Here is a 22,188-nt window from a genome sequence, read left to right on the forward strand (position 1 = left end):
AAACCACCGGTTATAGAAAAACAAAAGCCAGCAGAAAAAGAAAACACAAAGTTCTCGGTAAATGTATTACCACAACCACCGCAACCACCAATTAAAGCGAAAAAAGAATATAAAATTTCAGATGTTATTAAAAAAGGAAACGAGTTAATTGCTCCTCAAATTACGAAAATGAAACCTAATAACATCATTTCTCCGCAAACGAAAAAAGATAATATCGTGTCACCACAAGTGAAGAAAGAAAATGTAGGAAATATCGTGTCACCGCAAGTGAAGAAAGAAAATGTAGGAAACATCGTATCGCCACAAGTAAAGAAAGAAAATGTAGGGAATATCGTATCACCGCAAGTGAAGAAAGAAAATGTAGGGAATATCGTATCACCGCAAGTGAAGAAAGAAAATGTAGGGAATATCGTGTCACCAAATGTATCGAAAGAAAATGTAGTGATTCCACAAGTTATACCGCCAAATATTCAAGTCCCAAATATGATGCCAATCATGGACAATAACCAACCGCCAAACATCATGCCAATCATGGACAATAACCAACCACCAAATATGATGCCAATCATGGACAATAACCAACCACCAAATATGATGCCAATCATGGACAATAACCAACCACCAAACATCATGCCAATCATGGACAATAACCAACCGCCAAACATCATGCCAATCATGGATAACAATCAAATGCTAAATATGATGCCAATCATGGATAACAATCAAATGCTAAATATGATGCCAATCATGGATAACAATCAAATGCCAAACATCATGCCAATCATGGATAACAATCAACCGCCAAACATCATGCCAATCATGGATAACAATCAAATGCCAAATATGATGCCGATCATGGATAACAATCAAATGCCAAATATGATGCCAATCATGGATAATAATCAAATGCCAAATATGATGCCGATCATGGATAACAATCAACCACCGAATATGATGCCATATCAAATGCCATACCAACAACCTATGATGCCGCCGAATCCGTATAATCAACCACCAAATTCATATCAAATGCCGTATCAGCAAGGACCGCCATTTGGACCGCAGTACACGTCTATGCCAAATCCAAATATGATGCCAATGGATAATAATATGCCGCCGCTCGTGCAAGGGGAGGAAGATTGTGGGTGTGGAGGTGAGAGTAGGCTATATAGTCCGCAACCTGGAGGGCCGCAATACGCGAATCCTTTATATTATCAACCAACTCAATCGGCATATGCACCACAGCCAGGAACGATGTATTACCAACCAGATCCACCAAATGTATTTGGGGAGCCAGTTTCAGAAGAAGAGGATGAAGAAGAAGTTTAAAAAAAGGTGGGATTATTCCCACCTTTTTTGTATGTAGAGTCGTTTTGAAACAGGAAGATTTACATCGGATGTTAGAAAATTCCCAGTGAAATATTAACAGTGTAAAAACCTTCTCTGTTACTCATCATAAGAGGGAGCTTTTCAGAAGAGAAGCTCATTCTAACAGAGGGGGTTTTTGTATTGAATACGAAAGTAAAAGTGATTGCTGCTTCTTTGTTAGTTACCAGTGCATTAGCTGCATGTGGTACACCAAAAGATAACAATGCAATGGATGGACGTAACTACAATTACGAGCGTACATCTTATAATGATACACACCAATATCGTGATAATGTAACGCGTAACGATCGTTATACAGATTATGTAACATATAGAAATGGTCGTAACGGTACAGGATATAACAATTATTACCGTGATGTAAATTACAATGGCCAAATTGCTAATCCGCATCCAACACGTAATATTACAATGAACAATTCATACATTAACAATGATGGTAAAACAGCAGAAAGAATTACAAATCGTGTGAAACGTATGAATAACGTAGACCGTGTGTCTACAGTTGTATATGGAAACGATGTGGCGATTGCAGTGAAACCACGTAATCCAGTATCGAATGAAACAGCGCTTGCAAATGAAGTTCGTCAAGCTGTTGTAAATGAAGTTGGAAACAGAAATGTCTATGTTTCTGTAAGAAATGACATGTTTACTCGTGTCGACGCAATGAGTACACGACTACGTAACGGTACAGTTACAAACGATTTTAATCGTGACATAACAAATATGTTCCGAGACATTCGTTACGGTTTAACAGGTACTATGCGATAGTAAAATAAAAGAGGAAGGGCTGCCCTTCCTCTTTATTCATCGTCGTCTTGTAAACGACGTTTTTTAATAAAATAACTAACCGAATAAGAACCTAAAAAGCATAAGAAGAGAATACCACCTGTTAAAATAGCTTCAAAGATAGGTCTTTCTGGACTGAAAATAATATAAATAATAGCCATAACGATTCCTACAATAAGAGAACGTAAAACAATTTTGTAATAAGGAGTTAATTTTATTTCCTTTTCGCTTTCTTCTACATCGATAGAAACGCTTAACTGTAAATAACTAAGTACCATACTCGTAAGAATAAATAATAACCATAATGGAGATTTTGTAATTTGATCCGCTCCTTCAGTGAATCCGATATAGCCTAAAATGCCAATTATACCGAGTGATTGAAAAAGAAAAGCGATGCGTATGTTTTTTAATGTTTGTAGAATGAGACGTTCATCCTTTATTTTTTTCACAATATCCATCTCCTGTTTATTATGATTTCGTTGTTACATTAATTGTAACGTATATATTGCATTTATCAATTTATATTTTACGTATAATTCTTTTGGATGAAAGAGGAAGTAAAATATTTTTATAAACATGTTGCACTTATACGTTATTAATGTTATATTAGCAAAGCGATGAGCTAATTTACGTAAGACGAGAGATATGCTTAAGTGCTAAACACGCGAATGTGGTCGCCTGGTCTCTCGCCGTAAACGCATCAAGACGCCTGCTTTGCAGGCGTCTTTCATTTTATATAAAAACAAATGCTAATGCAGATAAAGATAAAACTTTATCTGCATTTTTTATTTTCAAGAGAATTATAATGTGGTTGTTTATATGGATAAAACCTCCATTTCCGGAAAAACTACTAATGAAAGTTTGATCTTGCCTAAAAGAGGTGAACGGAAATGAGATGGATACTGATTGCGATGCAAGCTTTCGTTATGATGTTTTGTTTCGTTTATGAAACGAACGTGAAGGCGGAAGGTCCAGTACCAGAAGTAACAGAAAAAGAGCCGGAAGTTACAATTTTATTAGAGCGAATGTATGTTGATGGAGAAGTAAGTGAGGAAATATTTACAGAAAAAGTGGCAGACTTAGAAAAGTTTTTACAGCAATATAAAGAATGGCAACTTGTTGATCGTGATGATGTACAAATTGTATTACAAAAGAAAGTTGATGATATTTCTCCGTTATTAAAGACGAGCGGTTATTTTGGCGTGTCAGAGGAAGGGATACTACAAATTTTTAAAGGTGTACCGAAAAGTGATAATGCGATTCATTCCTTCTTTCAAATTGATATGAAAAAGCTTGAGAGTTACGATCGTGCGAAATTGAAGCGTGGTATTCGTATTAAATCAAAAGAAGGTTTTGTGAAGACGATTGAAAAAATGAAACAATACGCTGTGCAAAATAAGAAAAAAAGCAGCTCATGGTGAGCTGCTTTTTTTACTTGTTTTTATCTAAAATTTGTTTTGCGATTTCATCGATTAGCATATCTTTTCCGATTGGATTGAAAGCTTTCGTATTGAAGATTTCATTGGATACTTCATATACATGATTGTTTTTCACAGCTTTATTGTCTTTCCAAACAGCACTGTTTTTGTAGTCTTCATAAACTTTATCAGCTTCGCCGCCAAAGTTTACAATAAACATTTGATCAGGTTGGAATGCAACAAGACCTTCTAGCGATACTTGCGCCATCGTTTGTTTTAAATCTGTACCTTTTGTTGCTGGAAGTTTTAAGTCATTAAAGATGATGTCACCGTATCCGAAGCTACCGTATACGCGGAAGTTTTGTGGTGTAACTGCGACAAACATAAAGTTCTCATCTTTTGTTTTTTCTTTAATTTTTTTAGATAAAGAGTCTGCTTTTTTATCGTAGTCTGCAATCCATTTGTCTGCTTTCTTTTCTTCGTCAAATAGTTTGCCTACTTCTTTAAACTTACCGCGCCAGTCTTCTAAGTTTGTTTCTAAAACAACTGTCGGTGCAACCTTTTCTAATTGGTCATAAATCTTTAATTGACGATTATTTAAAATAATTAAGTCTGGTTTTAAAGCAGTAACAGCTTCTAAATCAACTTTAGGTGCCCAGTACCAACCTACTGCTTTTACGCCATCTAATTTTTCTGTTAAGTGATTTTGGATTTTATCTTTATATGTGTTTGCTGTACCAACAGGTTTGTGTCCAAGAAGTAATAATTCTTCCGTTGATCCAGATAAGTCAACAATTCTCTTTGGATTTACTGGAATTGTCGCTTCCCCTTTAGCATGTTTTACAACTTTTGTTTTCGGTTGTTCTTTCGCTTTTGATTCTTCTTTTTGAGAAGAACAGCCAACGATAGAAAGAACAACTAGCATAATAGTACATAAAATAAATAGCTTCTGTTTCATCCTGATGTAACCCCTTTAATTAGTATTGATAATCATTATCGACCTCTGTATATTAAGGTGGTTCATGCTTTCTGTCAATGGAAAATAACAGAAGTTTCAAATGGAGAACATTTGTTGGGGTAGTCTCGCTTTTCTATCATTAAATATGTTAAAATGGAATACATGATTTAAGAGGGAGAGATCGTATTTTGTTTGAATATGTTACAGGTTACGTGGAGTATGTAGGACCGGAATATGTCGTAATTGATCATAATGGAATTGGTTATCAAATTTTCACACCGAATCCGTATGTATTTCAAAGAAGTAAGCAAGAAATCCGTGTTTATACATATCATTATGTGAGAGAAGATATTATGGCGCTTTACGGATTTAAAACACGTGAAGAGCGTTTATTATTTACAAAGTTGTTAGGTGTGTCTGGTATTGGACCAAAAGGCGCTCTTGCAATTTTAGCTTCTGGTCAAACAGGACAGGTCGTTCAAGCGATTGAACATGAAGATGAGAAGTTTTTAGTGAAATTCCCGGGCGTTGGAAAGAAAACAGCGCGCCAAATGATTTTAGATTTAAAAGGGAAATTAGCTGATGTCGTGCCAGATGCATTTGTTGATTTATTCTCAGACACAGAACGTTTTGATGAGAAGAAAGGTTCATCAGCTGAGCTTGATGAGGCGCTGGAAGCTCTGCGCGCACTTGGATACGCAGAAAGAGAAGTTTCTCGCGTTGTACCAGAGTTATTAAAAGAATCATTAACGACGGATCAATATATTAAAAAGGCACTTAGTCTTTTACTAAATGGTAAGAGGTGAGTATAATGGACGAACGTCTCCTTTCAGGGGAATCTGCATATGAAGATGCAGATTTAGAATATTCATTACGGCCACAGACGCTCCGTCAGTATATTGGCCAAGATAAAGCGAAACATAATTTAGAGGTGTTTATTGAAGCAGCGAAAATGCGTGAAGAAACGTTAGATCACGTGCTTTTATATGGACCACCAGGACTTGGTAAAACGACGCTTGCCAATATTATTGCCAATGAAATGGGCGTAAATGTTAGAACAACTTCAGGTCCAGCAATTGAAAGGCCAGGAGATTTAGCAGCCGTATTAACAGCGCTTCAGCCAGGGGATGTATTATTTATTGATGAGATTCATCGTTTGCATAGATCGATTGAAGAAGTACTATATCCTGCGATGGAAGATTTTTGCCTTGATATTGTAATTGGAAAAGGACCGTCAGCACGGTCTGTACGTTTAGATTTACCGCCATTTACATTAGTTGGAGCAACGACACGTGCGGGGGCATTATCAGCACCACTTCGTGACCGTTTCGGTGTACTTTCAAGATTAGAATATTACACAGTAGATCAGCTTTCTGAGATTGTTGAACGTACAGCAGAAGTATTTGAAGTTGAAATTGATTCGTTAGCCGCACTAGAAATTGCAAGACGTGCTCGTGGTACACCTCGTATTGCGAATCGTTTATTACGACGTGTACGTGATTTCGCACAAGTTCGTGGTAACGGAACAGTTACGATGGAAATTACACAAATGGCGTTAGAGCTACTGCAAGTAGATAAATTAGGCCTAGATCATATCGATCATAAATTATTGCTTGGTATTATTGAGAAATTCCGCGGTGGCCCAGTCGGGTTAGAAACGGTTTCGGCAACGATCGGAGAAGAATCTCATACGATTGAAGATGTGTATGAGCCGTATTTATTACAAATTGGCTTTTTGCAACGGACGCCAAGGGGCCGAATCGTAACGCCACTTGCATATGAGCATTTCGGAATGGAGATGCCAAAAGTATGACGGAGATGCCAAAGTTGCTTATTACAGCAGGTATCTTGCTCATCGTTGTTGGATTAGCTTGGAAGTTCATTGGAAGACTTCCAGGCGATATTTTTGTGAAAAAAGGAAACGTTACCTTTTATTTTCCTATCATTACATGTATTGTGTTAAGTATTGTATTATCTTTTATTATGTATATAATAAATCGATTTAAATAAGAAATAGGTGGATATAGCTATGGATATTAATCTGTTTGATTTTCATTTACCAGAAGAACTGATTGCACAAGTCCCATTAGAAGATCGTGAAACATCAAGATTAATGGTGTTAGACCGTGATACAGGTGACATTGAGCATAAACATTTTACGGACATTCTTTCTTACTTACATGAAGGGGATTGCTTAGTTTTAAATGAAACGAAAGTAATGCCTGCTCGTTTGCATGGTGTGAAAGAAGATACAGGCGCACACATTGAAGTGCTTCTTTTAAAACAAGAAGAAGGCGATAAGTGGGAAACGCTTGTTAAGCCAGCGAAACGTGTAAAAGAAGGAACTGTTATCTCTTTTGGCGAAGGGAAATTAAAAGCAACTTGCACAGGAACTGCAGATCAAGGTGGACGTCAGCTTGAATTTTCATATGACGGCATCTTCTATGAAATTTTAGATGAACTTGGAGAAATGCCACTTCCTCCATATATTAAAGAGACGCTAGAAGATCGCGATCGCTATCAAACAGTATATGCGAAAGAGGTCGGTTCAGCAGCAGCGCCGACTGCAGGACTTCACTTCACAGAAGAGTTACTAGAGAAGTTAAAACAAAAAGGCGTCGAGTTAGCTTTCATCACACTTCACGTAGGGCTTGGAACATTTAGACCAGTTTCTGCTGATACGATTGAAGAACACCATATGCACGCAGAATATTACCATATGTCTGAAGAGACAGCGGCATTATTAAACCGTGTGAAAGAGAATGGTGGACGTATTATTACGGTAGGTACGACTTCAACTCGTACGTTAGAAACAATTGCGACAGATCACGATGGCAAGCTTTGTGCTGCTTCTGGCTGGACAGACATTTTTATGTACCCAGGTTATGAATTTAAAGCAATTGATGGTTTGATTACAAACTTCCATTTACCGAAATCAACATTAATTATGCTTGTAAGTGCATTTGCAAACAGAGATAATGTACTTCATGCTTATAATGAAGCAGTAAAAGAAAAATATCGTTTCTTTAGCTTCGGTGATGCAATGTTCGTTGCATCTCACGCTAAGATGGGAAACAAATAAAAGGAGTAAATTATGACAGCAATTCGTTATGAATTTATTAAAACTTGTAAACAAACAGGTGCCCGTTTAGGACGTGTACATACGCCGCACGGTTCATTTGATACACCAACATTTATGCCAGTTGGTACACTTGCAACAGTTAAGACAATGTCACCAGAAGAATTAAAAGCAATGGATTCTGGCATTATTTTAAGTAATACGTATCATTTATGGTTACGTCCAGGTCACGAAATCATTCGTGAAGCAGGTGGTTTGCATAAATTTATGAACTGGGATCGTGCAATCTTAACGGACTCTGGTGGTTTCCAAGTATTCAGTTTAAGTGACTTCCGTCGTATTGAAGAGGAAGGCGTTCATTTCCGTAACCACTTAAATGGAGATAAATTATTCTTATCACCAGAAAAAGCGATGGAAATTCAAAATGCATTAGGTTCAGATATTATGATGGCATTTGATGAGTGTCCACCATTCCCGGCTACTTTTGAATATATGAAGAAATCTGTAGAACGTACAAGCCGCTGGGCAGAACGTTGTTTAAAAGCGCATGAGCGTCCGCAAGATCAAGGTTTATTCGGTATTGTACAAGGCGGAGAGTTCGAAGAGCTTCGTCGTCAAAGTGCAAAAGACCTTGTTTCAATGGATTTCCCTGGTTACGCTGTAGGTGGTTTATCTGTTGGGGAACCAAAAGATATTATGAACCGTGTACTTGAGTTTACAACACCACTTCTTCCAGATAATAAGCCACGTTACTTAATGGGAGTAGGTTCTCCTGACTCATTAATCGATGGTGCAATTCGTGGTATTGATATGTTTGACTGCGTACTTCCAACTCGTATCGCTCGAAATGGTACATGTATGACAAGTGAAGGTCGCCTTGTTGTGAAAAATGCGAAATTCGCAAGAGACTTCGGTCCGCTTGATCCAAATTGTGATTGCTATACATGTAAAAATTACTCTCGTGCGTACATTCGTCACTTAATGAAATGTGATGAAACGTTCGGAATTCGTTTAACGTCTTATCACAACCTTCATTTTCTGTTAAACTTAATGGAGCAGGTGAGACAAGCTATTCGTGAAGACCGTCTTGGCGATTTCCGCGAAGAGTTCTTTGAACAGTATGGCTTTAATAAACCGAATGCTAAAAACTTCTAATACATAATTTAAAAGGAGGAACAAAAGATGAATCCAGGTATGATGAATATCGTTATGATCGTTGCGATGTTTGCGATTTTCTATTTCTTATTAATTCGCCCGCAACAAAAACGTCAAAAAGCAGTTGCTCAAATGCAAAGTGAGTTAGCAAAAGGTGATGCTATCGTAACAATCGGTGGTTTACACGGTACAATCGAATCAGTAGATGATACGAAAATCGTTATTAAATCTGGTGGTTCACACTTAACTTTCGATCGCAATGCGATTCGTGAAGTTGTGAAAAACTAATGAGGAGGCCCTGCATGAAATATGCAGGGCCTTTTTTAGTTGTTTTGTTTTGACATATTTACACCGAAAATACCACCGAGTGTACTGGCGCCTATTAATGCTAATTGATAAAGTAACTGTGAGTTCGATAAAGTTTGAGAGAAGCCTAAATAGTTAACTAGAAAAACGAGTATAGTGAATGTAAGTCCTGTTGTGAAGCCTACTAGCCAACCTTTGCCTTGTGCTTTTTTTCCGGCAGTAAACCCAGATATAAGCATAGATAAAAGAGCAAGTATAAAAATAGTAACAGCTAACGTCCCTTCATTCATATTTGTAAACTTTAATAAAAGAGCCATTATCATGCTAGTAATTGTTGCGAGAATTAATAGGGTAACGATGCCGAAGCCGATTGCAGTTGATAATTTTTTCGTTCCATCCATTTATACATTCCCCCTTTTTAATACAAGCATATTTTCCTTTTGCCTAAGTTAGACTAGTTTCTTTTTTATAGGGGAATCTATAGGTAAAAAAGGAGATGCAGAAATGGAATGGGTATCGGTAATTGGCCGGACGATGCTTTTGTATATCATCATATTAATTATTTTTCGTTTTATGGGTAAACGTGAAATAGGAGAATTAAGTGTATTAGATTTAGTCGTATTCATTATGCTTGGCGAAATGGCTGTAGTGGCAATTGAAAATACCGATAAATCACTTTGGCATCAATTAGTTCCGATGATTTTTCTTATGTGTATACAGATCATTTTGTCTGTCATTTCTTTAAAGTTTCAACGCTTTCGGCATTTAATAGAAGGGGAACCAGCGATCATTATTAATGCGGGAAAAATTGACGAAAAAAAGATGAAAAACCAGCGATATAATATAGATGATTTAATGATGCAACTAAGGGAACAGGGAGTTGGAGACATCCGGGATGTAGAATACGCTATTTTAGAACCGTCTGGGAAGTTATCTGTCTTTCAAAAACGAAAAGGTCAAGAGGATGCATTGCAGTTTACTCTTCCTCTTGTTATTGATGGAGAAATTCAATCTAGTCATTTGCAAATGATTGAACATACAGATGAGTGGCTCGTTGGAAAATTAAAAAACTTAGGCTATAACGATGTAACATAAATTTTATACTGTAGCTTTCAAAACGGACAATTCTTTGTTGATTTGAAAGAAAACTAGAGGCTTACTATATGAAATAGTAAGCCTGTTTACTTCAAAAATGAAAGTTTTCGAATGATAGGGAGCCGACTTAACTCTTCTTTTCGAATGAGCTTGAAAGTGAAGAGGAGAACGATATAAACGAGTGTTGTTAAAGTGATTTCCCATAATGTTTGTATGCCAAGTGAATGAGAGAAAATCATATACTTATGAAGGTAAAAACCGAAGGAGCCTGCAATACCGATGGCAAGTCCGCCGAAAATGTAGTCTTTTGCGTAAATGGTAAATGTAATTTTCTTTAAAACAGTAGCGTAATGAAGAAATGTTACTGTTACTATATTTGCTGCAATTGCAAGGGCGACCCCCATCATTTGAAATTCTGGTCTTGAAGCTAGTACAAAAATAACGATTAATTTTACGATTGCGCCAATAAATGTATTCATCATCGCCGCACGTGCTAAGTTTAAAGCTTGTAAAACAGAGGTGAGTGGACTTTGGAAATAATGAAATAAAAAACAAGGCGCAAGAAGCTGGATGAATGCTGTTGCACTATCCGATCCATACATAAGGGTCAAAATAGGAGAAGCAAATACGTACAATATAACAACTGACCATCCACCAGTAATTAATGAGATGCGTAGAGCTTGTTGTAAGCGATGTTCTACTAATTTGTGCTGTCTTTTGGCCATTGCTTCACTAATGGATGGAACGAGTGCTGTAGAAAGAGCGTATGTAATAAAGGCTGGCAGCGAAAGAAGTGGGAAGGCATACCCGTTTAATATACCGTATTGCTGGGTTGCGACGGAGGCAGCGACGCCGGCAATCGCTAAGCTTTGCATAACGACGATAGGTTCAAAAAAATAGGAAACGGAACCGATTAAGCGACTTCCTGTAGTTGGAAGTGCAATATCCATAAGAGAATAAAGTGTCCCCTTGCTTTCCTTTACAGTAGTGAAAAATCCAGAGCGTATAGATAAATGTTTTTCGCGCTGGAATAAAGTGAGTAAAAATAATAAAGATGCAACTTCACCGAGAACGGCTGATAACATAGCGCCAGCTGCAGCATATTCTACGCCGTATGGTAAAAATAATTGAATACATATAGCGATAATGGTAATGCGGACAACTTGCTCTATAACTTGGGCGTAAGCGCTAGGTTTCATATTTTGTTTCCCTTGGAAATACCCGCGTAAAACAGAAGAAACAGCAATAACAGGAACGACAGGCAAAATGGCCATTAATGGATAGTACGTTCGTTCGTCAGTTAATAATGTTTTTGCTAAAATAGGTGTGAGAAGCATAATTCCGATTGTTAAAATGATACTAATAACGGATGTAACAGCTAATGATACTGTTAATATTTTTTTAACTCTTTGTTTGTCGTTCACAGCTTCCGCTTCTGCTACAAATTTTGCGATTGCGACAGGAAGACCGATTTGTGTTAATGTAATTGCTAGAATGAATGTAGGAACGGCCATCATATAAAGGCCAACGCCTTCTTCCCCTAAAATACGTGCCATTACAATCCGGTTAATAAATCCAAGGATTTTGGTAATAAAGCCGGCTATCATTAAAATAAATGCGCCTTTTAAAAAGCTTTGTCTCGTCATGGTCTTCTCCTACCTTCTCAAAATCAGTGGAATGATTTACAATAATTTATATGCACGTACGAGACAAGAATGACAAGCATTTAAGAGAGTGCTCTTGAAAGTAGTTATTGCTGTCCATTAGAGCGGGATTAAAAGCGACTTTTCGTGCTGAAATCAGAAGGAGATGTTATGTATGTTAGAAAAAGAGGCTTTGGTAGAATCATACCGCGGACAGTTACAAGTCGTTTTAGAAAGTAAAGTAGAAGAGTTCCACATGTTCGGTTATGATCGAGTAACAGATGATGACATTTGGAAGTTTCTTAAAACGAAAAAGTGGAAGAAGATAGACAGTGATGTTAGATTGTATGAATTAGTTAATGATGTATTAACAGTAAGTGCTAATGAATATATGACGTATTTAACTGTTGAAGCATATCAAGCGCCACTTTGGTCGTTTGATGAATATGAAAATAAATAACCGACTGCAATTGGTTTGTTCTTCCTTTTGCAGTATAATGATAGGTATTGATAATGAGGAAATAATTATGTCTAAGATTATATATAAAGGGGGTAGTGAAGAGAAAAAATAAATAATGAAAGTGTAGGTATTGTGAAAACCATATCGACACAGCTAGCGATGAACTAGCAAAATTATAGAAAGGAAGTCTACTAACTAGGCGTATGCACACGTGTAAAAGTGAATCGTAAGAGATTTATTTAAAGTGTTAGTAGCAGAAAGAGGGTACATATGGCAAAGCGTGGTACGAGAATTGCCGCCTTTTTCCTCATCGTATTATTGATCGGTGGAGTAATTGGTGCGGCAGGAAAAGACATAGCAAAAGGAATTAGTCTAGGACTAGACCTTCGCGGTGGTTTTGAAATTCTGTATGAAGTAAAACCAGCCAAAAAAGGTGATAAAATTGACCGAGAGGCACTTGTAAGTACAGTAGGTGCTCTTGAAAATCGTGTCAATGTTCTCGGTGTAAGTGAGCCGAACATTCAAATTGAAGGGCAGGACCGAATTCGCGTACAGCTTGCTGGTGTACAAGATCAGCAAAAAGCACGTGAAATGTTATCAACACAAGCGAAATTAACATTCCGTGATGTAGATGACAACCTTCTTATGGACGGAACGGATTTAAAAGGCGGCGGAGCGAAGCAAACATTCGATGAGCAAGGCCGTGCGAGCGTAGGTCTTACACTAAAAAGCGCTGAAAAATTCCGTGAAGTGACTGAAAAAATTTCAAAAATGCCACCACCAACGAATTTAATGGTAATTTGGCTTGATTTTGAAGAAGGAAAAGATTCATACAAAGCAGAATCTGCAAAACCGAATCCGAAGTTCTTATCAGCAGCAACAGTAAGCCAAGTGTTTAATCAAGCTGAAGTATCTATCGTAGGTGGAAACTTCACAGTTGAAAGCGCGAAACAACTTTCATCTTTATTAAATGCAGGTGCACTTCCTGTTGATTTAAAAGAAATGTATTCAACATCTGTTGGAGCGAAGTTTGGTCAACAAGCGTTAGAGCAAACGATTTTCGCTAGTGCGATTGGTATCGCTCTTATTTTCTTATTTATGCTTGTATTCTACCGTTTACCAGGACTTGTAGCGGTTATTATGTTAGGTTTATACATTTTCGTTACATTACTTGTCTTTAACTGGATGCATGCAGTTCTTACGTTGCCAGGTATTGCGGCGTTAGTGCTCGGGGTAGGTATCGCAGTTGATGCGAATATTATTACGTACGAGAGACTGAAAGAAGAGCTGAAAATTGGTAAGTCAATGATGTCAGCATTCCGTGCTGGTAACCATCGTTCATTAGCAACGATTTTAGATGCGAACATTACAACACTTGCAGCAGCTGGTGTGTTATTCGTTTATGGTAATAGCTCTGTAAAAGGATTCGCAACAAGTTTAATCGTAAGTATTTTAGTCGGTTTCATTACGAACGTATTCGGTACTCGTTTCTTACTAGGATTACTTGTAAAGAGCCGTTACTTCGATAAAAAACCAGGATACTTTGGTGTAAAACAAAAGGATATTATTCCATTAACAAAAGGTGTAGTACATCCACCGACAAGATTTGATCGTATTAACTTCGTAAATATCGGTCATAAATTCCTTGTTTTCTCGATTGTAGTTGTAATTGCAGGTGCAATTATTTTACCAATTTTCAAATTGAATCTTGGTATTGACTTTGCGAGTGGTACACGTATCGACTTGCAATCAAAACAAACACTTACTGTGTCTGATGTTCATAAAGATTTTAAAGAATTGAACATTGATGTGAAGGAAGAAAATATTGTACCGACTGGAGATGACAATAAAGGGTTCGCAGTTCGTACATTAGGTGTTCTATCAAAAGATGAAATTGCGAAAACAAAAACATTCTTCCACGATAAATATGGTACAGATCCAAACGTAAGTACAGTTTCACCGACAATTGGGAAAGAAATTGCACGAAATGCATTTATCGCAGTATTAATCGCTTCTGCGGTTATCATTTTATACGTAAGTATTCGATTCAGATTTACGTACGCATTATCTGCAGTACTTGCATTATTACATGACGCATTCGTTATGGTTGTTATATTTAGTATTTTCCAATTAGAGGTAGACTTAACGTTTATCGCTGCGGTATTAACAATCATCGGTTATTCTATTAATGACTCGATTGTTACATTTGATAGAAACCGTGAATTATACAAACAGAAAAAACGAGTTCGTGATATAAAAGACTTAGAAGAAATCGTAAATGCAAGTATTCGTCAAACGCTTGGTCGTTCGATTAATACCGTATTAACAGTGTTATTCCCAGTAATTGCGTTACTTATCTTCGGTAGTGAGTCACTACGTAACTTCTCGTTTGCCTTACTTGTCGGCTTAGTTGTAGGTACGTACTCTTCTGTTTTCGTTGCTTCTCAAATTTGGTTAATGCTTGAAAACCGTCGTTTGAAAAAAGCTAAAAACAAGAAGAAGGTTGAGAAAGTAGAATCTGAACCGCAAGTATAAAAAAGATGATGTCTCTTTATGAGGCATCTCTTTTTTCGTTTGTGGATACAATAAGATAGCAACTTTTGAAAAAAATAAATGGAAGAAAGTGGTGGTTTTATCGCTGTTTTTGTTAAACTAAAAAGATAGGTTAAGAAAAGAAGGGATTTTAATTATGGAAAAAGATGAACGTTTTAAACAGGCCGAGTTTGGTGCTATTGTCGGGATCGTTGGGAATATTATATTAGCGATTGTAAAGGCGGTAATTGGTTATATTGGGAATAGTAAAGCGCTATTAGCGGATGCTGTGCATTCTGCATCAGATGTAATCGGTTCGCTGGCTGTACTGTTTGGATTGCGAGCAGCAAAGCAGCCGCCTGATGAAGATCATCCGTATGGTCATGGTAAAGCTGAATCGATTTCAGCGATTATTGTTGCGGTATTATTATTTATTGTGGGAATCGAGATAGCGATTTCGTCTATAAAAGCTTTTTCGCAGGAACTAGAACCACCGAAAGGAATTACGATTTTTGCTGTTGTTCTTTCGATTGTCGTAAAAGAAGGAATGTTTCAATATAAATTCCGATTAGGGAAGAGGGTAAATAGTGATGCAATTATTGCAAATGCATATGAGCACCGTTCGGATGTATTTTCTTCAATTGCAGCTTTAATCGGTATTTGTGCAGCGATTATCGGTGGTAAGTTTGGGGTAGATTGGCTTGTATATGCCGATCCAATTGCAGGATTATTTGTTTCACTTCTTGTTGCAAAAATGGCGTGGAGTATTGGGGCGGAAGCAATACATGCAACGCTTGATCATGTTCTTCATGAGGAAGATGTTGTTCCTCTTAGAGAAGCAGTACTTCAAATAGATGGTGTGAAAAAAATTGGTTCTTTATATGCAAGGGAGCATGGTCATTACGTTATTGTTGATATTAAAGTTTCTGTAGATCCATACATTACTGTAGAGGAAGGGCACCGCATTGGAAAGCATGTGAAAGAAACGCTTATGAAACAAGATAACGTACAAAATGTGTTTGTACATATAAATCCGTATTCTCCAAATTAAATATTATTAACATTTTAGTATATAGATATTGCATCGTAGTTTGCATTATATTGTCACCCCTTAATCTGTCTTGTATAATGAACAGGTTAAGGGGTGATTTCGTGTTACAACCGAAGACGCGTTGGAAAGAAAAAGAATATAATGGCGAGCGAGTGAGTGAATTAGCAAGTAAATTACAATTATCACCACTTGTCGTTTCTTTATTCCTCGGCAGAGGATTAGATACAGAAGATAAGATTTTAGATTTTTTAAATACAGAAAATCAAGAATTTCATGATCCATTTTTATTAGAAGGAATGGATCGAACGGTAGAACGTGTAAATAAGGCGATTCAAAATGGAGAACAAATATTAATATTTGGTGACTACGATGCCGATGGAGTAAGTAGTACGACTGTGTTATATCTTGCCTTGCAAGAATTAGGTGCAGACGTAGAATTTTATATTCCAAACCGTTTTACAGAAGGTTATGGACCAAATGAAGAAGCATTTCGCTGGGCGCATAGCGCAGGATTTTCACTAATTATTACTGTGGATACTGGTATCGCAGCGGTACATGAAGCGAAGATAGCGAAGGAGCTTGGCGTAGATCTTATTATTACGGATCACCATGAGCCACCACCACAATTGCCAGAAGCACTTGCGATTATTCATCCGAAATTAGATGGCGGTGTATATCCGTTTCACTATTTAGCTGGTGTAGGTGTTGCGTTTAAAGTTGCACATGCATTATTAGGACGTGTACCAGAACATTTATTAGAAATTGCAGTAATTGGTACAGTAGCCGATTTAGTATCACTTCATGGTGAGAATAGATTGCTAGTGAAGCGTGGTTTAAAGCATATGCGCATGACGAAAAATATTGGATTAAAGGCGCTATTTAAAGTTGCTAATGTCTCGCAAAGTGAAATTACAGAAGAGAGTATTGGGTTCTCACTCGCACCGCGTATTAATGCAGTTGGACGTTTAGAAGATGCTACGCCGGCTGTACATCTTTTATTATCAGATGATCCAGAAGAAGCAAAAGAGCTAGCTGAAGAAATTGATGAGCTGAACAAATTGCGAAAAGATATTGTAAAGCAAATTACAGAAGAAGCTATCGCTGAAGTGGAAAATAATTTCCCGCCAGAAGACAATAAAGTGTTGGTGCTTGCAAAAGAAGGCTGGAATCCAGGTGTAATTGGAATTGTCGCTTCTAAATTAGTTGAACGTTTTTATCGTCCGACGATTGTATTAAGCATTGATCCTATCAAGGAAACAGCAAAAGGTTCAGCACGTAGTATTGCAGGATTTGATTTGTTTGCAAACTTGTCAGATTGTAGAGAGTTATTGCCACACTTCGGAGGGCATCCGATGGCAGCGGGAATGACGCTACATATGAATGATGTAGATGAATTACGCCGCCGCTTAAATGAACAAGCAGATACGATTTTAACGGAAGAAGATTTTATTCCGATTACATCTGTTGATGTCTTTTGTAAAGTGGAGGATGTAACACTTGCAGCCATTGAAGATATGCAAAAGTTAGCGCCATTTGGTGTTGGAAATCCAAAACCACGTATTGCAGTGAAGGATGCAGAGCTAGAAAGTATTCGAGCAATCGGATCCGACGGTTCTCATTTGAAAATGGCTCTTCGTGATGGACAAGCAACACTGGATACAATCGGATTTGGTTTTGGTGCGTATGCGAAAGAAATTTCTCCAGTTGCAAAGGTATCTGTAATAGGAGAAGCATCTATTAATGAATGGAATAATTTTAAGAAGCCGCAATTAATGGTACAAGATATTGCAGTAGAGGCATGGCAATTATTTGATTGGCGTAGTATGCGTAACGTAGAAGCAAATGTAGCAGAACTTCCGAAAGAAAAAATAACGATGGTGTATTTTTCTGAAGAGGTATTGAATAAATTTTCTTTAGAAGACTATAAAGAGCATATGATGCATGCATCAGAAGTAACTGAGTTAGATGACCAATATATCGTGTTCCTTGATTTACCAAAAGGAACAGATGAATTAAGAGCGCTATTTAAAGTTGGGTTCCCATCGCGAATTTATACACTATTTTATCAAGAGAATAATCATTTATTTAGTACTGTTCCGACGAGAGAACACTTTAAATGGTACTATTCGTTCTTGAGCCAAAAAGCACCATTTTCTTTAAGACAATATGGAGCGCAACTATGTCAACATAAAGGTTGGTCAAAAGATACAGTAAATTTCATGACACAGGTGTTTTTTGAGTTAGAATTTGTTACAATAAAAGATGGCGTCATTTTTATGGCAGACAAAAAACAAAAGCGTGATTTAATTGAATCGAACACATATCGTGAGAAAATGAACCACTTACAATTAGAAAAAGAATTGGTTTATAGCACATATCAGCAACTATATACATGGTTTGAAACGATTCGTAATCATAAAGAAGTAGAACAGTTAGGGTAAAGGATTTGTATTTACAAACCTTTTAGATCTGAGGAGGATTCAGAAATATGGATTTCAAGCAACATATCGCAATTGTACCGGATTATCCAAAAGAAGGTATTGTTTTTAAAGACATCACACCGTTAATGAACGACGGTAAAGCATACAAAGCAGCAACAGATGCAATCGTTGAGTATGCAAAAGAGAGAGACATCGATCTTGTAGTAGGACCAGAAGCTCGCGGTTTCATTATTGGTTGCCCAGTTTCTTATGCGTTAGAAGTAGGATTTGCGCCAGTTCGTAAATTAGGAAAATTACCACGTGAAGTAATTACAGTTGACTACGGTAAAGAATATGGTAAAGATGTTTTAACAATCCATAAAGATGCAATTAAGCCAGGTCAACGCGTATTAATTACAGATGATCTATTAGCTACAGGTGGAACAATTGAAGCGACAATTAAGCTAGTTGAAGAGCTAGGCGGAGTTGTAGCAGGAATTGCATTCTTAGTAGAACTTACTTACTTAGATGGTCGTAAAATGTTAGATGGTTACGATGTATTAGTATTAGAAAAATACTAATCACTATATAGTAAAACTACGGTGATAAAAAGTACCCGTGAATCTCTTGGAGAGGAGCGGGTACTTTTGTATAATTGAACAAAAAATCATGGTGAAATGTCAGTAAAATCTTTTCCTTTTCACAATTCACAATCATTGGGTTATAATGATAGAATATAATTTATTCTATTTAATTAAAGATAAAGTCAATTTTCAATAAAAGGTGATTCGATGGCAAATGAGCAGGTACTAACAGCTGAACAGGTACTCGAGAAAGCAAGTCAATATTTAGTGGATGAAGATATTGAGCTAGTGGCACGTGCCTATGAATATGCACGCGATGCGCATAGCGAACAATACAGAAAATCGGGTGAACCATACATTATTCATCCAATTCAAGTTGCAGGTATTTTAGTTGATTTACACATGGATCCAGCTACGGTATCGGCAGGTTTCTTACATGATGTAGTAGAAGATACAGAGATTACATTAGAAGATATTGAACGGGAATTTAACAAAGAAATTGCTATGCTTGTCGATGGTGTGACAAAGCTTGGAAAGATTAAATACAAATCTCATGAGCAACAACAAGCAGAAAACCATCGCAAAATGTTTATTGCAATGGCTCAAGATATTCGAGTTATTTTAATTAAACTAGCTGATCGTCTTCATAACATGCGTACATTGAAACATTTGCCTCAAGAGAAGCAGCGTCGCATTGCGAATGAAACGTTAGAAATCTTTGCACCTTTAGCACATAGACTCGGAATTAGTACTATTAAATGGGAGCTAGAGGATACGTCACTTCGCTATTTAAATCCACAGCAATATTATCGTATTGTAAATTTAATGAAGCGTAAACGTGCAGAACGTGAAGAGTATTTAGACGAAGTAATGACTGGTATTCGTGAGAAATTAGACGAAGTTGCAATTCAACCTGAAATTTCTGGAAGACCAAAACATATTTATAGCATTTATCGCAAAATGGCACTGCAAAATAAACAGTTCAATGAAATTTACGATTTATTAGCTGTACGTGTCGTTGTAAATAGTATTAAAGATTGTTATGCGGTACTTGGAATTATTCATACGTGTTGGAAGCCGATGCCAGGTCGTTTTAAAGATTATATTGCAATGCCGAAAGCAAACCTATATCAATCTCTTCATACGACTGTAATTGGGCCAAAAGGTGATCCGCTTGAAGTACAAATTCGTACGAAAGAAATGCATGAGATTGCAGAATTCGGGATCGCGGCACACTGGGCGTATAAAGAAGGAAAAACAGCAGAAACAACAGGTACATTAGAGAAGAAACTTACATGGTTCCGTCAAATATTAGAATGGCAAAATGAAGCTTCTAATGCGGAAGAGTTTATGGAGTCATTAAAGATCGATTTATTCTCTGACATGGTATTCGTCTTTACACCGAAAGGCGATGTAATGGAATTGCCACTTGGATCTGTTCCGATTGACTTTGCATATCGCGTGCATTCAGAGATTGGGAATAAAACAATTGGTGCAAAAGTAAACGGGAAAATGGTGACGCTTGATTATAAATTAAAAACAGGTGACATCATTGAGATTTTAACATCAAAACATTCGTATGGACCAAGTCAAGATTGGGTGAAACTTGCTCAAACATCTCATGCAAAAAACAAAATACGTCAATTCTTTAAGAAGCAACGTAGAGATGAAAATATTGAAAAAGGCCGTGAACTTGTTGAGAAAGAAGTGCGTAGCCTAGAGTATGAGATGAAAGAAGTGTTAGCTCCTGACAATTTAAAACGTGTTGCTGAAAAATTCAACTTTGCAAATGAAGAAGATATGTTTGCAGCAGTTGGATATAATGGCATCACTGCATCACAAATTGTTACGCGACTAACGGACAAGTTCCGTAAGCAACGTGAAGAAGAAGAGATTGTTGAAGTTAAAGAAGTTCGTAAACCGATGAAAATTCGAAAATGGGATTCTGGCGTTAAAGTGAGCGGTGCGGATAATTTACTAATTCGCTTATCAAAATGCTGTAACCCAGTACCAGGCGATGACATCGTTGGGTACATTACGAAAGGCCGAGGCGTCTCGATTCACCGCCGTGATTGTGTAAATGTTCATACAGAAGAAGCTATAGAACGTTTATTAGAAGTAGAGTGGGAAGGTAGCCCTGAAAAAGAAATTGAGTATAACGTTGATATTGAAATTTCAGGTTACGATCGCCGTGGTTTATTAAATGAAGTGCTGCAAGCTGTTACAGAGACGAAAACATACATTTCGGCAGTTTCTGGTAGAAGTGACCGTAATAAGATGGCGACAATTAATATGTCAATCTCTATTCGTAACTTACAGCACTTGAAAAAAGTAGTTGAGCGCATTAAACGCGTTCCAGAAATTTATGCAGTACGACGCATGATGCATTAATAGGGAGTGTAGAAAAGATGAGAGTTGTTTTACAACGATCAAAAGAAGCGTCTGTCACAGTAGACGGTGAGATCGTAGGACAAATTCCGTTCGGTTTAACATTACTAGTTGGCATTACGCATGAAGATACAGAAAAAGATGCAACTTACATTGCAGAAAAAATTGCGAACTTACGTATTTTTGAAGATGAGAGCGGAAAGATGAACCATTCTGTACTTGATGTAGAAGGACAAGTTCTATCAATTTCGCAATTCACATTATACGGAGATTGCCGCAAGGGAAGACGTCCAAACTTTATGGATGCTGCCAAACCTGACTATGCAGAGCGTTTATATGATTTCTTTAATGAAGAAGTACGTAAGCAAGGATTGCGTGTAGAAACAGGGAAGTTCGGAGCAATGATGGATGTTTCTTTAATCAATGATGGTCCGGTGACCTTAATTGTGGAAAGTAAATAGTGTTGCTTAAGAAGAGAGGATGATATCATCCTCTCTTTTTTATACATTGTTGTATGTTTTGTTCATTTATCCCGCTATTTGTGGGAAATAACCCCCGAGAATTTCTTTGGAATTAATAGCTGTTTCGTTTATGTATAACTCTTTAATCAATATGGAACAATAAAAAGTAAAACATCCATATTGAATGTGAGGGATATACGTATGCGTATGAATGAAAAAGGGCACTCTGTTACAAATGGTGCAAATCAACTGTTTAACGTGAGTTTTCATGATTTTATTTCGAAAGAGCAAAACAATACTTCAATGGAGCTTGCTTCTGAGTTTGGGATTTCTCTTCAAGATGTAAAGCGCCTAAAGAAGCAAATTGAACGCTCTTAGAGTACTTGACAATCCTACTCAACAAACGTATAGTAATTTTATATTTACATATGAATATAACCGTTGATAGAGAAGAGTAAATGAG

The 22,188-nt window shown here is 37.1% G+C and carries 21 protein-coding genes and 1 other annotated feature (1 of these 22 only partly in view); of the genes, 17 read left to right on the forward strand and 4 right to left on the reverse strand.

From position 1 onward, the window contains the following. Positions 1-1,509 precede the first annotated feature (1,509 nt). Positions 1,510-2,157, forward strand: a complete 648-nt coding sequence (locus tag VF726_RS08475) for a YhcN/YlaJ family sporulation lipoprotein (RefSeq protein ID WP_440167378.1) — start codon at positions 1,510-1,512, stop codon at positions 2,155-2,157. Positions 2,158-2,189: 32 nt separating this feature from the next. Here VF726_RS08475 and VF726_RS08480 read toward each other — a convergent pair whose 3' ends face one another. After that, positions 2,190-2,624, reverse strand: a complete 435-nt coding sequence (locus VF726_RS08480) for a branched-chain amino acid ABC transporter substrate-binding protein (RefSeq protein WP_440167380.1) — start codon at positions 2,622-2,624, stop codon at positions 2,190-2,192. A gap of 441 nt (positions 2,625-3,065) precedes the next feature. Here VF726_RS08480 and VF726_RS08485 point away from each other — a divergent pair, with 441 nt between their 5' ends. Next, positions 3,066-3,596 carry a BofC C-terminal domain-containing protein gene (locus VF726_RS08485; protein ID WP_440167382.1) on the forward strand — a complete coding sequence of 177 codons (531 nt, stop codon included), beginning with the start codon at positions 3,066-3,068 and terminating at the stop codon, positions 3,594-3,596. Positions 3,597-3,606: 10 nt separating this feature from the next. On the opposite strand, the gene VF726_RS08490 is transcribed toward VF726_RS08485, so the two are convergent. Continuing rightward, positions 3,607-4,551: an iron-hydroxamate ABC transporter substrate-binding protein gene (locus tag VF726_RS08490; RefSeq protein ID WP_166702892.1), complete on the reverse strand. Its 945-nt coding sequence runs from the start codon at positions 4,549-4,551 to the stop codon at positions 3,607-3,609. A gap of 188 nt (positions 4,552-4,739) precedes the next feature. Here VF726_RS08490 and ruvA point away from each other — a divergent pair, with 188 nt between their 5' ends. From ruvA to yajC, 6 genes are read left to right on the forward strand one after another with little or no spacing between them, the layout of a single operon-like run. Next, the gene (ruvA, locus tag VF726_RS08495) at positions 4,740-5,357 is read left to right on the forward strand and encodes a Holliday junction DNA helicase RuvA (RefSeq protein WP_000464511.1); all 618 of its coding nucleotides are present in this window, start codon (positions 4,740-4,742) and stop codon (positions 5,355-5,357) included. A gap of 5 nt (positions 5,358-5,362) precedes the next feature. Next, entirely contained in the window at positions 5,363-6,364 is a 1,002-nt protein-coding gene (gene ruvB, locus VF726_RS08500) for a Holliday junction branch migration DNA helicase RuvB (RefSeq protein WP_046197784.1), read from the forward strand. Further along, entirely contained in the window at positions 6,361-6,561 is a 201-nt protein-coding gene (locus VF726_RS08505; RefSeq protein ID WP_000138162.1) for a DUF2905 domain-containing protein, read from the forward strand. Before ruvB ends, VF726_RS08505 begins: the two co-directional genes overlap by 4 nt. Before the next feature lie 19 nt (positions 6,562-6,580). Next, the gene (gene queA / locus VF726_RS08510; RefSeq protein ID WP_440167386.1) at positions 6,581-7,633 is read left to right on the forward strand and encodes a tRNA preQ1(34) S-adenosylmethionine ribosyltransferase-isomerase QueA; all 1,053 of its coding nucleotides are present in this window, start codon (positions 6,581-6,583) and stop codon (positions 7,631-7,633) included. Positions 7,634-7,645: 12 nt separating this feature from the next. After that, positions 7,646-8,785 (forward strand): tRNA guanosine(34) transglycosylase Tgt, encoded by a 1,140-nt coding sequence (tgt, locus tag VF726_RS08515; RefSeq protein WP_000125362.1) that lies wholly within the window; start codon positions 7,646-7,648, stop codon positions 8,783-8,785. 27 nt (positions 8,786-8,812) lie between these two features. Beyond that, the gene (gene yajC, locus VF726_RS08520; RefSeq protein WP_048531388.1) at positions 8,813-9,073 is read left to right on the forward strand and encodes a preprotein translocase subunit YajC; all 261 of its coding nucleotides are present in this window, start codon (positions 8,813-8,815) and stop codon (positions 9,071-9,073) included. A 35-nt stretch (positions 9,074-9,108) separates the two neighbouring features. On the opposite strand, the gene VF726_RS08525 is transcribed toward yajC, so the two are convergent. Continuing rightward, a complete protein-coding gene (locus VF726_RS08525; protein ID WP_440167389.1) occupies positions 9,109-9,492 on the reverse strand; it encodes a TIGR04086 family membrane protein in 384 nt (127 codons plus the stop codon). 103 nt (positions 9,493-9,595) lie between these two features. Between VF726_RS08525 and VF726_RS08530 the strand changes: the two genes are divergently transcribed. After that, a complete protein-coding gene (locus VF726_RS08530) occupies positions 9,596-10,186 on the forward strand; it encodes a DUF421 domain-containing protein (protein ID WP_440167391.1) in 591 nt (196 codons plus the stop codon). A gap of 86 nt (positions 10,187-10,272) precedes the next feature. Here the strand turns inward: VF726_RS08530 and spoVB are convergent, their stop codons facing one another. Then, entirely contained in the window at positions 10,273-11,832 is a 1,560-nt protein-coding gene (gene spoVB, locus VF726_RS08535; RefSeq protein ID WP_440167393.1) for a stage V sporulation protein B, read from the reverse strand. A 172-nt stretch (positions 11,833-12,004) separates the two neighbouring features. Between spoVB and VF726_RS08540 the strand changes: the two genes are divergently transcribed. From VF726_RS08540 to VF726_RS08575, 8 genes are all read left to right on the forward strand, one after another. Next, complete coding sequence (locus VF726_RS08540; RefSeq protein WP_048531380.1) at positions 12,005-12,289, forward strand: post-transcriptional regulator; 285 nt, start codon at positions 12,005-12,007, stop codon at positions 12,287-12,289. Positions 12,290-12,559: 270 nt separating this feature from the next. After that, a complete protein-coding gene (gene secDF / locus VF726_RS08545) occupies positions 12,560-14,824 on the forward strand; it encodes a protein translocase subunit SecDF (protein WP_440167395.1) in 2,265 nt (754 codons plus the stop codon). A 154-nt stretch (positions 14,825-14,978) separates the two neighbouring features. After that, complete coding sequence (locus tag VF726_RS08550; RefSeq protein WP_440167397.1) at positions 14,979-15,872, forward strand: cation diffusion facilitator family transporter; 894 nt, start codon at positions 14,979-14,981, stop codon at positions 15,870-15,872. 101 nt (positions 15,873-15,973) lie between these two features. After that, positions 15,974-18,313, forward strand: coding sequence for a single-stranded-DNA-specific exonuclease RecJ (gene recJ / locus VF726_RS08555; protein WP_440167399.1), 2,340 nt, complete (start codon positions 15,974-15,976; stop codon positions 18,311-18,313). A 47-nt stretch (positions 18,314-18,360) separates the two neighbouring features. Next, positions 18,361-18,873 (forward strand): adenine phosphoribosyltransferase, encoded by a 513-nt coding sequence (locus VF726_RS08560; RefSeq protein ID WP_000346214.1) that lies wholly within the window; start codon positions 18,361-18,363, stop codon positions 18,871-18,873. A gap of 210 nt (positions 18,874-19,083) precedes the next feature. Beyond that, positions 19,084-21,267, forward strand: a complete 2,184-nt coding sequence (relA, locus tag VF726_RS08565) for a GTP diphosphokinase (RefSeq protein ID WP_001262809.1) — start codon at positions 19,084-19,086, stop codon at positions 21,265-21,267. A 17-nt stretch (positions 21,268-21,284) separates the two neighbouring features. Beyond that, positions 21,285-21,725 carry a D-tyrosyl-tRNA(Tyr) deacylase gene (locus VF726_RS08570; protein ID WP_076873213.1) on the forward strand — a complete coding sequence of 147 codons (441 nt, stop codon included), beginning with the start codon at positions 21,285-21,287 and terminating at the stop codon, positions 21,723-21,725. 201 nt (positions 21,726-21,926) lie between these two features. Further along, the gene (locus tag VF726_RS08575) at positions 21,927-22,103 is read left to right on the forward strand and encodes a hypothetical protein (RefSeq protein WP_048531368.1); all 177 of its coding nucleotides are present in this window, start codon (positions 21,927-21,929) and stop codon (positions 22,101-22,103) included. A 54-nt stretch (positions 22,104-22,157) separates the two neighbouring features. Then, positions 22,158-22,188 (forward strand) — a binding site (T-box leader) (it continues 198 nt past the right edge of the window).

The sequence above is a fragment of the Bacillus sp. Brlt_9 genome, assembly GCF_051948935.1.
GTDB lineage: Bacteria > Bacillota > Bacilli > Bacillales > Bacillaceae_G > Bacillus_A.

Bases quoted from the DNA above. Each gene is read 5' to 3' on its own strand.
- VF726_RS08485 (WP_440167382.1), top strand. From the start codon at position 3,066: ATGAGATGGATACTGATTGCGATGCAAGCTTTCGTTATGATGTTTTGT.
- VF726_RS08490 (WP_166702892.1), bottom strand. From the start codon at position 4,551: ATGAAACAGAAGCTATTTATTTTATGTACTATTATGCTAGTTGTTCTT.
- ruvB (WP_046197784.1), top strand. From the start codon at position 5,363: ATGGACGAACGTCTCCTTTCAGGGGAATCTGCATATGAAGATGCAGAT.
- VF726_RS08505 (WP_000138162.1), top strand. From the start codon at position 6,361: ATGACGGAGATGCCAAAGTTGCTTATTACAGCAGGTATCTTGCTCATC.
- queA (WP_440167386.1), top strand. From the start codon at position 6,581: ATGGATATTAATCTGTTTGATTTTCATTTACCAGAAGAACTGATTGCA.
- tgt (WP_000125362.1), top strand. From the start codon at position 7,646: ATGACAGCAATTCGTTATGAATTTATTAAAACTTGTAAACAAACAGGT.
- yajC (WP_048531388.1), top strand. From the start codon at position 8,813: ATGAATCCAGGTATGATGAATATCGTTATGATCGTTGCGATGTTTGCG.
- VF726_RS08525 (WP_440167389.1), bottom strand. From the start codon at position 9,492: ATGGATGGAACGAAAAAATTATCAACTGCAATCGGCTTCGGCATCGTT.
- VF726_RS08530 (WP_440167391.1), top strand. From the start codon at position 9,596: ATGGAATGGGTATCGGTAATTGGCCGGACGATGCTTTTGTATATCATC.
- spoVB (WP_440167393.1), bottom strand. From the start codon at position 11,832: ATGACGAGACAAAGCTTTTTAAAAGGCGCATTTATTTTAATGATAGCC.
- VF726_RS08540 (WP_048531380.1), top strand. From the start codon at position 12,005: ATGTTAGAAAAAGAGGCTTTGGTAGAATCATACCGCGGACAGTTACAA.
- secDF (WP_440167395.1), top strand. From the start codon at position 12,560: ATGGCAAAGCGTGGTACGAGAATTGCCGCCTTTTTCCTCATCGTATTA.
- VF726_RS08550 (WP_440167397.1), top strand. From the start codon at position 14,979: ATGGAAAAAGATGAACGTTTTAAACAGGCCGAGTTTGGTGCTATTGTC.
- VF726_RS08560 (WP_000346214.1), top strand. From the start codon at position 18,361: ATGGATTTCAAGCAACATATCGCAATTGTACCGGATTATCCAAAAGAA.
- relA (WP_001262809.1), top strand. From the start codon at position 19,084: ATGGCAAATGAGCAGGTACTAACAGCTGAACAGGTACTCGAGAAAGCA.
- VF726_RS08570 (WP_076873213.1), top strand. From the start codon at position 21,285: ATGAGAGTTGTTTTACAACGATCAAAAGAAGCGTCTGTCACAGTAGAC.
- VF726_RS08575 (WP_048531368.1), top strand. From the start codon at position 21,927: ATGCGTATGAATGAAAAAGGGCACTCTGTTACAAATGGTGCAAATCAA.